This is a genomic window from Streptomyces spongiae (assembly GCF_009377185.1).
In the GTDB taxonomy this organism is placed as follows: Bacteria; Actinomycetota; Actinomycetes; order Streptomycetales; family Streptomycetaceae; genus Streptomyces; species Streptomyces spongiae.
The window spans coordinates 1-12,929 of the sequence record NZ_VJZC01000274.1; the positions used below are offsets into that span (position 1 = coordinate 1).

Annotated in this window: 14 protein-coding genes; 9 read left to right on the forward strand and 5 right to left on the reverse strand. The window is 72.3% G+C overall.

What is annotated here, in order from left to right; translation table 11 throughout:
- Nucleotides 1–22: 22 nt before the first annotated feature.
- Both FNH08_RS29525 and FNH08_RS29530 read right to left on the reverse strand, forming a co-directional pair.
- The gene (locus FNH08_RS29525; RefSeq protein ID WP_152774583.1) at nt 23–1,081 is read right to left on the reverse strand and encodes an NADH-quinone oxidoreductase subunit B family protein; all 1,059 of its coding nucleotides are present in this window, start codon (nt 1,079–1,081) and stop codon (nt 23–25) included.
- 50 nt (nt 1,082–1,131) lie between these two features.
- Nucleotides 1,132–2,871 (reverse strand): enoyl-CoA hydratase-related protein, encoded by a 1,740-nt coding sequence (locus FNH08_RS29530; protein WP_152774584.1) that lies wholly within the window; start codon nt 2,869–2,871, stop codon nt 1,132–1,134.
- Between the two features lie 146 nt (nt 2,872–3,017).
- Between FNH08_RS29530 and hypA the strand changes: the two genes are divergently transcribed.
- From hypA to hypE, 6 genes are read left to right on the forward strand one after another with little or no spacing between them, the layout of a single operon-like run.
- Nucleotides 3,018–3,371: a hydrogenase maturation nickel metallochaperone HypA gene (gene hypA, locus FNH08_RS29535; RefSeq protein ID WP_152774585.1), complete on the forward strand. Its 354-nt coding sequence runs from the start codon at nt 3,018–3,020 to the stop codon at nt 3,369–3,371.
- The gene (hypB, locus tag FNH08_RS29540; protein WP_152774586.1) at nt 3,371–4,162 is read left to right on the forward strand and encodes a hydrogenase nickel incorporation protein HypB; all 792 of its coding nucleotides are present in this window, start codon (nt 3,371–3,373) and stop codon (nt 4,160–4,162) included. Before hypA ends, hypB begins: the two co-directional genes overlap by 1 nt.
- On the forward strand, nt 4,159–6,510 hold the full coding sequence (gene hypF, locus FNH08_RS29545; RefSeq protein ID WP_322725694.1) for a carbamoyltransferase HypF: 2,352 nt from the start codon (nt 4,159–4,161) through the stop codon (nt 6,508–6,510). Before hypB ends, hypF begins: the two co-directional genes overlap by 4 nt.
- Nucleotides 6,510–6,818 (forward strand): HypC/HybG/HupF family hydrogenase formation chaperone, encoded by a 309-nt coding sequence (locus tag FNH08_RS29550; protein ID WP_152774587.1) that lies wholly within the window; start codon nt 6,510–6,512, stop codon nt 6,816–6,818. Before hypF ends, FNH08_RS29550 begins: the two co-directional genes overlap by 1 nt.
- On the forward strand, nt 6,815–7,918 hold the full coding sequence (gene hypD / locus FNH08_RS29555) for a hydrogenase formation protein HypD (protein ID WP_322725695.1): 1,104 nt from the start codon (nt 6,815–6,817) through the stop codon (nt 7,916–7,918). The genes FNH08_RS29550 and hypD overlap by 4 nt, the downstream gene beginning before the upstream one ends.
- Nucleotides 7,919–7,931: 13 nt before the next feature.
- Nucleotides 7,932–8,987 carry a hydrogenase expression/formation protein HypE gene (gene hypE / locus FNH08_RS29560; protein ID WP_152774595.1) on the forward strand — a complete coding sequence of 352 codons (1,056 nt, stop codon included), beginning with the start codon at nt 7,932–7,934 and terminating at the stop codon, nt 8,985–8,987.
- An 81-nt stretch (nt 8,988–9,068) separates the two neighbouring features.
- On the opposite strand, the gene FNH08_RS29565 is transcribed toward hypE, so the two are convergent.
- Nucleotides 9,069–9,614 (reverse strand): DUF6886 family protein, encoded by a 546-nt coding sequence (locus FNH08_RS29565; protein ID WP_152774588.1) that lies wholly within the window; start codon nt 9,612–9,614, stop codon nt 9,069–9,071.
- Between the two features lie 131 nt (nt 9,615–9,745).
- Between FNH08_RS29565 and FNH08_RS29570 the strand changes: the two genes are divergently transcribed.
- Nucleotides 9,746–10,525, forward strand: a complete 780-nt coding sequence (locus FNH08_RS29570) for a hypothetical protein (protein WP_152774589.1) — start codon at nt 9,746–9,748, stop codon at nt 10,523–10,525.
- 99 nt (nt 10,526–10,624) lie between these two features.
- Here the strand turns inward: FNH08_RS29570 and FNH08_RS29575 are convergent, their stop codons facing one another.
- A complete protein-coding gene (locus FNH08_RS29575) occupies nt 10,625–11,290 on the reverse strand; it encodes an SDR family NAD(P)-dependent oxidoreductase (protein ID WP_152774590.1) in 666 nt (221 codons plus the stop codon).
- Between the two features lie 35 nt (nt 11,291–11,325).
- Nucleotides 11,326–11,766 carry an Lrp/AsnC family transcriptional regulator gene (locus FNH08_RS29580; protein ID WP_152774591.1) on the reverse strand — a complete coding sequence of 147 codons (441 nt, stop codon included), beginning with the start codon at nt 11,764–11,766 and terminating at the stop codon, nt 11,326–11,328.
- An 80-nt stretch (nt 11,767–11,846) separates the two neighbouring features.
- Here FNH08_RS29580 and FNH08_RS29585 point away from each other — a divergent pair, with 80 nt between their 5' ends.
- Together FNH08_RS29585 and FNH08_RS29590 are read left to right on the forward strand one after the other, a co-directional pair.
- Nucleotides 11,847–12,563 (forward strand): AzlC family ABC transporter permease, encoded by a 717-nt coding sequence (locus tag FNH08_RS29585; protein ID WP_322725697.1) that lies wholly within the window; start codon nt 11,847–11,849, stop codon nt 12,561–12,563.
- Complete coding sequence (locus FNH08_RS29590) at nt 12,556–12,882, forward strand: branched-chain amino acid transporter permease (RefSeq protein ID WP_152774593.1); 327 nt, start codon at nt 12,556–12,558, stop codon at nt 12,880–12,882. The genes FNH08_RS29585 and FNH08_RS29590 overlap by 8 nt, the downstream gene beginning before the upstream one ends.
- Nucleotides 12,883–12,929: the final 47 nt, after the last annotated feature.

Genomic DNA, 12,929 nt, shown 5'->3' on the forward strand with positions numbered 1-12,929 from the left:
GGCGTGGGGTACGGCGGTCGAGTCAGCGTCCGGGCCAGCGCGGCGCGAAACCGGAGGTCAGCTCGGTGCGGTTGTGGCGCCACTTGGGCTCCTTGTTGACGGACCGGTTGGTGATGGCGCGTAGGGTGCGCACCAGCGGCCCGTACGTGGACGCGGCGAGACCGGAGGAGAGGCTGGCGCCGGGCGGCTCGTCCATGAATGGCATGAACTTGTCGGGGAAGCCGGGCATGGTGCAGCCGATGCAGATGCCGCCGACGTTGGGGCAGCCGCCGACGCCGTCCATCCAGCCGCGCTTGGTGACGTTGCAGTTGACCACCGGGCCCCAGCAGCCGATCTTCACCTGGCACTTGGGCGAGTTGTAGTCCTTGGCGAAGTCGCCCTGCTCGTAGTACGCGGCGCGGTCGCAGCCCTCGTGCACGGTCTTGCCGAACAGCCAGGTGGGACGCAGCTGCTCGTCGAGCGGGATGGCCGGCGCCATCCCCGCGGCCTGGTAGAGCAACCAGGTCACGGTCTCCATGAAGTTGTCGGGCTGGACCGGGCAGCCCGGCACATTGACGATCGGCAGCCCGCCGGCCGAGCGGAAGTCCCAGCCCAGGTAGTCGGCCAGGCCCATGCAGCCGGTGGGGTTGCCCGCCATGGCGTGGATACCGCCGTACGTGGCACAGGTGCCGATCGCGACGACCGCGAAGGCGCCGGGGGCGAGCCGGTCGATCCAGGTGTTGACGGTGATGGGCTCGCCCGTGCGCGGGTCGTTGCCCATCGACGTCCAGTAACCGTCGCCGTTGATGCGCTCGTTGGGGATCGAGCCCTCCACGACGAGGACGTACGGGGCGCCGAGCTCGCCGTCGGCGGCCTGGTGGAAGGCGCGGGTGAAGTCGTCACCGGTCTCGTAGGCGAGCACCTTGTTGTGCAGGACGACCTTCGGCAGCCCGGGGATGGCGCCGAGGACCACGTCCTCCAGACTCGGCAGCGACGCCGCCGTGACGGAGATGGTGTCACCGTCGCAGCTCATGCCCTCCGAGGTCCACAGGATGTGAACCTCCTCCACGGCCGCGGGGGCCTCCTGGGTGTCGGTGCTCATGGGATCCCTTCCTGACGGCGTCCCCCGCAGCAGGCTGACATAAATGACAATCAGCCACCATTCGGACACTCCGTTCGGGGATGCTCCCGTGTCGCGGTGCGGAGGTGCTCCGGTGTCTCCTTCGGCCGCCGCTTGCGTACGAACGCGGAGCGCAGCGCGTGGTACGGGGCCGCCGGGTCGTCGAAGACGGAACGCATGCGCCGCAGTTCGTCGGCACGGTAGGCCCTGAGGGGACGTACGGCCTCGTCGCGCTCCCGGGCGGCCTTCTTGGCGCCCAGCCGGGCGGGCAGCCCCTCGGAACGGGCCAGTCGTGCCGCCATCCGGGCGACTTCCCTCGCGAACTCGCCCGGTCCGCACTCCACGACCCGGTCCACCAGGCCCAGCGCCCGGGCCGCGGTGGCGGTGAGCGGCAGCGCGTCCTCGGTGAGCCGCGCGGCGGCCTCGGGACCGACCCGGCGCGGCAGGGTGTAGGTCCAGTACTCCGAGCCGTACAGGCCCATCAGCCGGTAGTGCGGGTTGAGGACCGCGCCACCGCGGCACCACACCTCGTCCGCGGCGAGGGCCAGCATCGCGCCGCCCGCCGCGGCGTTGCCGGGCAGCGCCGCGACCACGAGGCGGTCGGTGGTCGTCAGGATCTCCTCCACCAGGTCGTCGATGGCCTCGATGTTGGCCAGTGACTCGGCGGCGGGGTCGTGGGCGGCGTCGATGACGTTCAGGTGGATGCCGTTGGAGAAGAAGTCCCTTCTTCCGCCGATCACGAGGAGGTCGATCGGGCGGGTGCGGGTCTCGCGGTACGCGGTGAGCAGGCGGCGGCACTGGTCCGTGCTCATGGCTCCGCCGGGGAAGTGGAAGCGCAGGAAGCCCACGGTTCCTTGTTCCTCGTAGGTGATGTCGGAGTAGCTCCCGCGGGTTCGTTGGTGGCTTTCGGTTGTGGTCGGTTGCTCGCGCAGTTCCCCGCGCCCCTTGAGGGGCGGCCAGTTGCCCAAAGCCGTCACTGCGGGCAGCTTGAACCTTGCCTGGTCCCCTGGTCTACGGCGTGGACGCAGCTCCGGGATCCAGACCGCGCCGTCCGTTGTCGCTCGGCAGATCGCGCCGTGGTGGGTGGCCAGGAGTTCGCCGGGGGTGCCGGTGAGGTGGGGTTCGGGGTGGCCGCCGTGCAGGTACCACTCGGTGCCCAGGAACGTGTCGAGCACGCCGGGCTGTGAGTCGGCGGCGCGGAGCTTGCGCAGCACGGTCTCGGTGGTGTCGTGCGGCCAGTCGATGCGGCGTTCCTCCTGGCGCAGGTAGGACTGCCAGGTGTGCGTGGCCGGCATGGCGGGTTCGTACGTGCCCGAGGCGAAGCGTTCGACCGCGAGCAGCACCGCCCGCGACGCCGCGTCGGCCAGTTCGCCGCGGTACAGGTCGCTCTTGCCGACGTCCGGGGGCACGGGGAAGTCGGCCGACGCCCACACCGGTCCCGCGTCCATCTCGGCCACCGCCTCCAGGACGGTGACGCCCCACTGTGCGAGGCCCTGCTGCACCGCGCGGTCGAGGGACGACGGGCCCCGGTCGCCGGGCGGTCCCGGGTGGACGATCAGGCAGGGGCACGCAGACCAGACCTCCTCCGGGACGGCGGTCGTCAGCATGGGGGCGATGATCAGGTCGGGGTCGTGGCGGCGTACGGCGGCGGTGAGGTGCTGGTCGTCACCGAGCGCCAGCTCCACGGCGACCGCGTGCCCGAGGTCGCGCAGCTCCGCGAAGACCCGCTGGGTGAGGCTGTTGAACGCGCTGGCGAGAAGGAGGATCCGCATCACCCGGTGATGCTCTCCGGCCACCGCCGTACGACGTGCGAGGCACGCCACCGAGGGGCGTGTGCTTGGGCCGCCCGAGGGAAATCACACCCCCTCCGTGAGCGCGTGCCGGGCCGGGACCCGGGCCGTGCCTAGCGTGGCGGACCATGCACGAGCTGTCGATCGCCGCCGCCGTCGTGGAGAGCGCCGAGGGCGTCGCCCGCGAACACGGGGCGGACGCGGTGGCGGGCGTGACCCTGCGGATCGGCGAGCTGGCGGGTGTGGTCCCGGACGCGCTGCGTTTCTCCTTCTCGCTCGTCGCCGAGGGCACCGCTCTGGAGCGCGCCGAGCTGGTCATCGAAGAGGTGGCGGCACGGGCCCGCTGCGGCGGCTGTGACGCGCGCTTCGCGGTCGGTTCGCCGCCCGCGCTGTGGTGCCCGCACTGCGACACCCCGGCGGCCGAACTGCTGACCGGGCGGGAACTGGAACTGGCGGAGGTACGAATGGCAGGGAGCCCGTGATGTGCCGCAGCGTCGACGTACGGACGGCCGTGCTGGCCAAGAACGACGGTCTCGCCGCGGAACTCCGCGCCGACCTGGCCGAGCGGCGGGTGGCCGCGGTCAACCTGCTCTCCAGTCCGGGCAGCGGCAAGACCGCGCTGCTGGAGCTGGTGCTGCGCCGTGCCCGCGAGCGGGGCCTGGCCGTCGCCGCCCTCACGGCGGACCTGGCCACGGAGAACGACGCCCGGCGCCTCGCCCGCTCCGGAGCTCCCGTGAAGCAGGTGCTGACCGGCGGCCTGTGCCACCTCGAAGCCGCGCAGGTGCGGGCACTCGTCGACGGCTGGCTCCCGGACGCGACCCGCCTCCTGTTCGTCGAGAACGTCGGGAACCTGGTCTGCCCGGCCTCCTACGACCTCGGCGAGACGCTGCGCGTGACGCTGATGTCGGTGACGGAGGGCGAGGACAAACCGCTCAAGTACCCGACGGCCTTCGGCGCGGCCCATCTCGTGGTGCTGACGAAGACGGACATCGCCGGTGCGGTCGGTTTCGAGGACGGTGTCTTCTCGGCGGCCGTGGAGCGCGTCAATCCCGGCGTGGAGATCCTGCGCACCTCGGCCCGCGACGGGCAGGGCGTCGACACCCTGCTCGACCGCGTCCTCGCCGTCGCGGGTGGCGCGGCGCCGCACGCCCCGCTGCTGGCGGCGGATCACCTTCGCCGCCACGGCCACGACCACGACCCCGACGCTCATCACCACGACCACGGCCCCGACGCTCATCACCACGGCCACGCGTCCCCGGCCCCCACAGCGTGACCTCCGCGACGACGGCCCCGAAGGCGGCCGCGCCGACCGCGGTACGGCGGCGGGTGACCGTGCGCGGGACCGTGCAGGGCGTGGGGTTCCGGCCCTTCGTGCACCGTCTGGCGGCGGAGCTGGGGCTATCGGGCCACGTACGCAACGGCACCGAGGGCGTGGTCGCCGAGGTGGAGGGCGCCCCGGAGTCCGTGGCGGAGTTCTGCCGGGCCCTGGCGGAGAGGCCGCCCCCGCTGGCGGACGTACAGGAGGTGGCGTACGAGACCGTCCCGGCCCTCGGCGCGGCCGGTTTCGTCATCCACACGTCCGAGGGAGGCGGCACGGGCCGGACGCTCATTCCACCCGACACCGCGACCTGCGAGGACTGTCTGCGGGAGCTGGCGGACCCGGCCGACCGCCGCCATCGGCACCCGTTCATCACGTGCACGCACTGCGGCCCCCGCTTCACCATCTCCACGGGTCTGCCCTACGACCGGGCGACGACCACCATGGCCGCCTTCCCGCTGTGCCGGGAGTGCGCCACCGAGTACGCGGACCCGGCCGACCGCCGCTTCCACGCCCAGCCGGTGGCGTGCCACGACTGCGGGCCCCGGCTGCGGCTCACCGTCCCCGGTGGACGTCCCAACGAGGGCGGGCCGGCTCTCGACGAGGCCCGGCTGCTCCTGACGCGGGGTGCCGTGCTGGCCGTCAAGGGGCTCGGCGGCTACCACCTGGCCTGCGACGCCACCGACGAGCGTGCCGTCGCCGCCCTGCGCAGGCGCAAGGAGCGCGACGGCAAACCGTTCGCCGTCATGTGCGCCGACCTGGCGGTGGCCGAGCGGCTGGCCCACGTCGGCCCCGAGGAGCGGGAGGTCCTGACGGGCCGTCGGCGACCGATCGTGCTGCTGCGCCGCCGGGAGGAGGCCGGGGGGCTCGCCGACGCGGTGTGCCCCGGCAGCCCGGACGTCGGCGTGATGCTCCCGTATACCCCCCTGCACCGGCTGCTGTTCGGCCTTCCGGGCGATCCGCCGGGGCCCGACGTACTGGTCATGACCAGCGGCAATCGTTCCGGTGAGCCGATCGTCACCGGCGACGCCGAGGCGCTGGAGCGGCTCACCGGGATCGCCGACGCCTGGCTGTGGCACGACCGGGGCATCGAGGTGCCCTGTGACGACTCCGTGGTGCGTGTCCGTGCGGACGGGGGCGGCGAGGTCGTGCTGCGCCGGTCGCGCGGTCACGTCCCGGAGCCGGTCGCCCTGCCGGTCCCCGTCGACCCCGCGCTCGCCGTGGGCGGTGACCTGAAGAACGCCCTGTGTCTCGGGGCGGACGGCGGTGCCTGGTTCTCCCCGCACATCGGCGACATGGGCGACCTGGCCACCGTACGGGCCTTCGAGCGGGCCGAGGTGCGCCTGCGCGCGCTGACCGGGATCGAACCGGAGCTGCTGGCGGCCGACCGGCACCCTGGGTACCACTCGACCCGGTGGGCGCGGCGCACCGCGCAGGTACGTGCCCTCCCCCTCCACCCGGTGCAGCATCACCACGCCCACATCGCGTCCGTGATGGCCGAGCACGGTCTGGACGGCACCGCGCGGGTCGTCGGCGTCGCCTTCGACGGCACCGGGTACGGGGACGACGGGGCGATCTGGGGCGGCGAGGTACTGATCGCCGGCTACGAGGGTTACCACCGCTTCGCCCGGCTGCCGTACGCGCAGCTGCCGGGCGGTGACGCGGCCGTGGCCAACCCGTGCCGGGTCGCTCTGTCCCGGCTGCGGGCCGCCTGTCTGCCCTGGGACACGGACATGCCCTGCGTCGCCGCCTGCTCGCCCATCGAACTGCGCCTGCTGGAGCAGCAGCTGGACCAGGACATCGCCTGTGTGCCGACCTCCAGCATGGGCCGGCTCTTCGACGCGGTCTCCTCGCTGGCCGGGGTCTGCCACCGCGCCCGCTACGAGGCGCAGGCCGCGATCGAACTGGAGGCGGCGGCGGTCCTCGCCTGGCCGGAGGACACGGGGGCGTACGGCTTCGCCGACGCCCTGGACCCCGGGCCGGTGCTGGCCGCGATCGTGGCCGACCTGCGGCACGGAGTGCCCGTACCGGTGATCGCCGCCCGCTTCCACCGCGCGGTGGCGGCGGCCGTGGCGAAGGTCTGCCGGGCCGCCCGCCGGGAGACGGGAGCGGACGTGGCCGCGCTGTCGGGCGGGGTGTTCGCCAACGCGCTGCTGGACGCCGAGTGCGCGGCGCTGCTGGAGGCGGACGGTTTCACGGTGCTCCGCCACCGGCGGGTGCCGCCCAATGACGGCGGTCTCGCGCTCGGCCAGTTGGTCGTGGCGGCTCACGGGGATCGACGGCAACGACAAGGAGGACGCTGATGTGCCTTGCGGTCCCCGGCCGCGTGGTCGGGATCGAGGACCGGGACGGCACGCGCATGGCGCGGGTCGACTTCGGCGGAGTGGTCAAGGAGGTGTGCCTTGCCTACGTCCCGGACGTCGAGGTGGGCGAGTACGTCATCGTCCACGTCGGCTTCGCGCTCCAGCGGCTGGACGAGGAGTCGGCCCGCGCCTCGCTGGAGCTGTTCGAGCAACTCGGCCTGCTGGAGGAGGAGTTCGGCGACGCCTGGGCGCGGGCCGAGGCGGAGGGGCCGGACACGGAGATCCCCGAGCAGGAGGGCGTGCGGTGAAGTACATCGAGGAGTTCAACGACCCGGAGCTGGCCCGCCGGCTGCTGGACGAGATCCGCGCCACCGTGACCCGCCCCTGGGCGATGATGGAGGTCTGCGGCGGCCAGACGCACTCCATCATCCGGCACGGCATCGACCAACTCCTTCCCGAAGAGGTCGAGTTGATCCACGGGCCGGGCTGCCCGGTGTGTGTGACTCCGCTGGAGATGATCGACAAGGCGCTGGCGATCGCGGCCCGCCCGAACGTCGTCTTCTGCTCCTTCGGCGACATGCTGCGCGTGCCCGGCACCGACCGCGACCTGTTCCGGGTCAAGGGCGAGGGCGGTGACGTACGCGTGGTGTACTCGCCGCTGGACGCCCTTCAGATCGCGCGGCGCGAGCCGGACAAGGAGGTCGTGTTCTTCGGCATCGGCTTCGAGACCACCGCCCCGGCCAACGCGATGACCGTCCACGAGGCCCGCCGTCAGGGCATCCGCAACTTCAGCCTGCTGGTGTCGCACGTACGCGTGCCGCCCGCGGTCGAGGCGATCATGACGGCGCCCGACTGCCGCGTCCAGGCCTTCCTCGCGGCGGGCCACGTGTGCAGTGTGATGGGCACGGCCGAGTACCCGGAGCTGGCCGAGCGCCACCGGGTGCCGATCGTGGTGACCGGCTTCGAACCGCTCGACATCCTGGAGGGCGTGCGCCGTACGGTCCGTCAACTGGAGCGCGGGGAGCACCGGGTGGAGAACGCCTACCCGCGCGCCGTGCGTGAGGCGGGCAACCCGTCCGCGCTGCGCATGATCGAGGAGGTCTTCGAGGTCACCGACCGCGCCTGGCGCGGCATCGGCATGATCCCGGACAGCGGCTGGCGACTGTCCCGGGCCTTCCGCGCGTACGACGCGGAGCACCGCTTCGATGTCGGCGACGTACGGACCGTCGAGTCGCCCGAGTGCCGCAGCGGAGAGGTGCTGCAGGGACTGCTCAAACCCCACGAGTGCGCCGCCTTCGGCGCGACCTGCACTCCGCGCACCCCGCTGGGCGCCACGATGGTCTCCAGCGAGGGAGCCTGCGCGGCGTACTACCTGTACCGGCGGCTGGAGGTGACCCCCGTTGGCTGACACGGACGCGACCATGACGGTCGTGGACCCCGCGAACTGGTCCTGCCCCGTGCCCCTGCGCGACCACCCGGTGGTGGTGATGGGCCACGGAGGCGGCGGGGCGCTCTCCGCCGAGCTGACGGAACACCTCTTCGCCGCGGCGTACGGCAACGAGACGCTCGCCGCGCTCACCGACTCCGCGGCCGTCGAACTGGGCGGCGCCAGGCTGGCGTTCTCCACGGACTCCTACGTCGTACGGCCGTTGTTCTTCCCCGGCGGCAGCATCGGCGACCTGGCCGTCAACGGCACGGTCAACGACCTGGCGATGAGCGGCGCCCGGGCGGCCTACCTGTCGACGGCGTTCATCCTGGAAGAGGGAGTGCTGCTGGACGTGGTGGGACGCGTCGCCCAGGCCGTGGGGGCTGCCGCCTCCGCCGCCGGGGTGACGGTGGCGACCGGTGACACCAAGGTCGTCGAGGCGGGCCACGGTGACGGGGTGTACGTGAACACGTCCGGCATCGGGCTGATCCCGCGGGGCGTCGACATCCGTCCGCAGCGGGCGACGCCCGGAGACGTGATCATCGTCAGCGGCCCGATCGGCGCGCACGGTGTGGCGGTGCTGAGCGTGCGCGAGGGGCTGGAGTTCGGCTCCGACATCGTCAGCGACACCGCGCCGCTGGGCGGGCTGGTGGCCGCGATGCTGGAGGTCACGTCGGACGTGCACGTCCTGCGTGACCCGACGCGGGGCGGGCTCGCCACGTCGCTCTGCGAGATCGCCACCTCGTCCGGCACCGGGGTCGTCCTCACCGAGAGCGCCGTCCCCGTACCCGACTCGGTGACCGCCGCCTGTGGCTTCCTCGGCCTCGACCCGCTGTTCGTGGCCAACGAGGGGCGTCTGGTGGCCTTCGTACCGCCCGAGCACGCCGACGCCGTCCTCGCCGCGATGCGCGCCCACCCGCAGGGCGCGGGCGCCGCCGTCATCGGTACGTGCGTGACCGATCATCCGGGCATGGTCGTCGCCCGGACCGGCCTCGGCGGCACCCGGATCGTGGACCTCCCGCTGGGCGAGCAACTGCCCCGCATCTGCTGAACGGCACCCACACCACCCGGCCCGCGCCCTCCCGGCGGGCCGGGTTGGCCGTTCCCTCGATTTGCCTCAGGTCGGGCTGCCTCAGGGCTGGTCGGGTCTGGCTCTCGCGTTCCGCAGCCGGATGCCGCTGAACCCCAGCGTGCTGGTGATCACCGCGTCCCAGAACTCCCAGAGGTTGTCGAGTACGCGCAGTTGGATTCCGGCGTCCCGGTGAAGCTGGAGCAGATCGCCGACCGGCTGTGCGGGGCCCAGGGGTTCGACGGGCTCGGTCGCCACGAAGGCGTGCGACACCGGCTCGCCGAACGGCCGGAACGCGGCGGCGGAGAACCGGTAGGCGAACAGCTCCACGCCCAGGAATCGCTGCATCCAGCCGTACTCGATGGCGTGCACGCGCTCGCCTCCGCCCGGCCCGAGGATGCGGTCACGGTCCGACGCGGACGTGCCCGGCACAGTCCACGCCAAGGCTCTCGGGCACTGGCGGGGGAACCAGTAGTCCGGGGCCCGGGCGTCGTCGACGGCCCACACGTACGCCTCCGCCTGCTGGGCGGTGGCGGCGACATGCGGGCGGAACACGGTGATGGTGGGGTCCTCCGAGAAGTGCAGCACTTCTCCGGGTTGTGGGCGCATGGGCCGGTTCTATCGCACGAGAAGGACTGGTGCTCTCACGCGGCCGGTATCCGGCGAAAGCCGTATTCCAGGAATGCTTCGCTCAGGGCACTATGACGGGTGAAAGGTTCACGGACGGGCGGGGGGACACCGTGCCTTCGATCGATGTCAGCGGTGGTGGCGCGGCGCTGGCGCACGCGCCCACCCGCCGCGCTCTGCGGTCCGCCCGGCTGCTGCATTACGGGCGGCACTTCAGCCCCCATCTGGCGGCAGGGGTGGTGATCCTCGCCGTGGCCGCGGCCACCGGGTGGTGGCCGCTCTGTGTACTGCTGATCCCGGTCTCGGCCTACTTCGTGCCCCTGACGTGGTACCGCTGCTGCCGGTACGCCCGGTCGGACACCCGCCGGGCACAGCTGATCCTCAGGCACTACGCCTGGCGCCGCTGTCTGATGGAGCCTCCCGCGCCGGACGCCGTCCAGGGCCGTGGCTCACGGCGCCCCGACAACTGGCAGGGCACCTTCGTACGGCTCACGGATCCGTACGACACCGGGTGCGGCCGGTTGCACGGGATACCCGGGCCGGGGTGGGAGAGGCCGGTCCGGGGGCTGCGTGACCCGCGCGTGATCGATGTGCTGCTGGACGAGGGCAGCGCGACGGAGACGTGGTTCGCCGGGGACCTCCGGTTCGGCGGTGTCGTGTCCCCCGTCGGCGGGGGCAGCCCCGTCCTGCTACGGGCCCGAGGGCGGCGGGGACTGCGTGGCGAGGGCAGGGCCGCACCGCCCGAACAGGACGCCTTGGCGATACGGGCCGGCCTGCTGGACTACCGCGACCTGCCGAAACGCCATCCGATACGGCGTCAACGCGAGGACGAGGAGGCGCTGGCGCTCATGCGCGGGAACCGGCCGAGCCGTCGTCCCGGCCGTGCTCCGTAGACCGAGGCGGCCCTGCTCGAACGCAGCGCCACCTCGGGGCTCGTCACGCGGGTTCGCGGCGCGAGCCGACCGGCAACGCCGCGAACGCGAGGGACCGCGTCACGTTGCGAGGTCGTCCGCGAAGTGCCTGAAGCCGTGCCGGTGACGGTGGATGCCCCACAGGGTCTCCGCCAGCACTGCCGGGTCCTTCCTGTGGTGTCCGGGGACGATCGCGCCGGGGATGACGAGCTGCGCCACATGGATGCCCTCCGCGCCGAGCGTGTCGTGCAGCAGCTGCCCGTACGCGCTCTCGGCGGCGAAGGCGAGGGAGGTTCCGGCGCGGTCCGGGTGGGGAACCACGGCGGTGCCGCCGTTGACAAGGAGGACGGTGCCGCGGCCGAGGGCGCGCATGCCGGGCAGTACCTGCTGTACGGCGGTGACGGGGCCGTAGACGGAGAACTCGATCGGTCCGGTGAGGTCGGCCGGGGTGGTCTCCAGGACCGGTCGCATGAAGTCCCGGTGCGGGACCGGGCTGTACTGGAGGATCTCGATCGGCCCCAGGGCCACGTGTGCCGCGTCGAGGGCGGCGGCGAGGGCGTTCGGATCGCGGACGTCGGCGGCGAAGCCGCGCGCCGTGATGCCGTCCTCGGCCAGGTCGGCGGCGAGGGCGTTCGTCCGCTCGTGGCTGCGGGAGACGAGCGCGACGTCGAAGCCCTCGCGGCCGAAGCGGTGCGCGACGGCGGCGCCGAGTCCGGGGCCCGCTCCGATGATGGCGATCGTGGTCATGGTGTTCCCTCACATGGGCGGTACAAGGGCGGTCGTCACCGAAACGGTTTGACGGTCTTCATTGTGAAGTGCGAGGTGACGTTCCTGATGCGGGGGATGGTCATGACGTGGCCGCTGAGGAAGGTCTCGTACGCGGTGAGGTCGGCGACGGCCACGCGCACGAAGTAGTCGGGGCTGCCGAACAGCCTGCGGAGCTCGATGACCTCCGGCGCCTCCGCCAGGGTCCGCTCGAAGCGCTCGACGGTCTCCGCGTCCTGCGCCTCGAGGCTGAGGTCGATCAGCACCTCGAAGGAGCGCCCCATGGCCGCGGGGTCGATGACGGCCCGGTAGCCACGGATGACGCCGTCGGCCTCCAGACGCTGGACCCGTCGCAGGCACGGCCCGGTGGTGAGCCCGACCCGCTGGGCCAGCTCGACGTTGGTCAGTCGGCCGTCCCGCTCCAGCTCCGCGATGATTGCTCTGTCCGTGGCATCCATGGAGGGAATATTGCACACAGAGGCTTGGGGCGAGCAATCTTCGCAACCACATGTCCTGGGTTCTGCGAGACGATGGCGGGGTGCAGAACGACATACCCATCCGCCGGCAGCAGGTCGCCGCAGGCGTCCGTGACTCCTTCTCCGCCGGTCTGGGCATCTTTCCGCTCGGTGTGGCGCTCGGCCTGCTCGTCATCCAGGCCGGCCTGCCCTGGTGGCTCACTCCCGCCCTGTCCCTGGCCGCGTTCGCCGGCTCCCTGGAGTTGCTGCTGGTGGGGATGGTGGCCGCCGTCACGCCCCTGGCCGCGGTCGCGCTGACCGTCCTCGTGGTGAACTTCCGCCACGTCTTCTACGCCTTCTCGTTCCCGCTCCACCTGGTCAGGCACCCGCTGGCGAAGGCGTACGCCGTCTACGCGATGATCGACGAGGCGTACGCCGTCAACGCCTCCCTGCCCGAGCACGAACGCTCCGCACCCCGGCTCCTCGCCATGCAGATCTCTTGCGAGGTCTACTGGGTCGGCGGCGGACTGCTCGGGGTCGTCCTCGGCGCGGCGCTGCCGGCCCCGGTCAAGGGCCTGGAGTTCGCGCTGTGCGCCCTGTTCACCGTGCTCACCCTGGACGCCTTCCGCTCCCGCCGGGAGCTCCCCTCGGTCCTGCTCGCCGGGGCCAGTGTCACGGTCGCGCTGGTACTGACGCCTCAACTCGCCATGTTCCTCGCGCTGTTGCTGTTCGTCGGCCTGCTCCTCGTCCGCCACGCGCTCACCGCCCGCCGCCCCGCCCAGGAGACCGCCGATGCCTAGCACCTCGTATCTCGTGTCCGTACTGGCGATCGTCTTCACGATCACGCTCGCGCTGCGCGCGCTGCCGTTCGCGGTACTGCGGGCGCTGCGTGGCTCGGTGTTGGTGCGTCAGCTGTCGGTGTGGATGCCGGTGGGCATCCTGACCGTCCTCGCTGTCACCGCCCTGCACGGCACGATCGCCGCCGACCCGCACGGGATGTGGTTCGCCCTGCTCGCGGTCGCCGTCACCGTCGGCGTCCACCTGGCCTTCGGCCGCCGCACGATCCTGAGCGTGGGCATCGGAACCGCCGTCTACGTCGTCCTGCTCAACGCCGTGTGATCCCCTGCGTCTTCTCCGCTCGTGCCGAGGGGTGGGCGTCGTGGAGA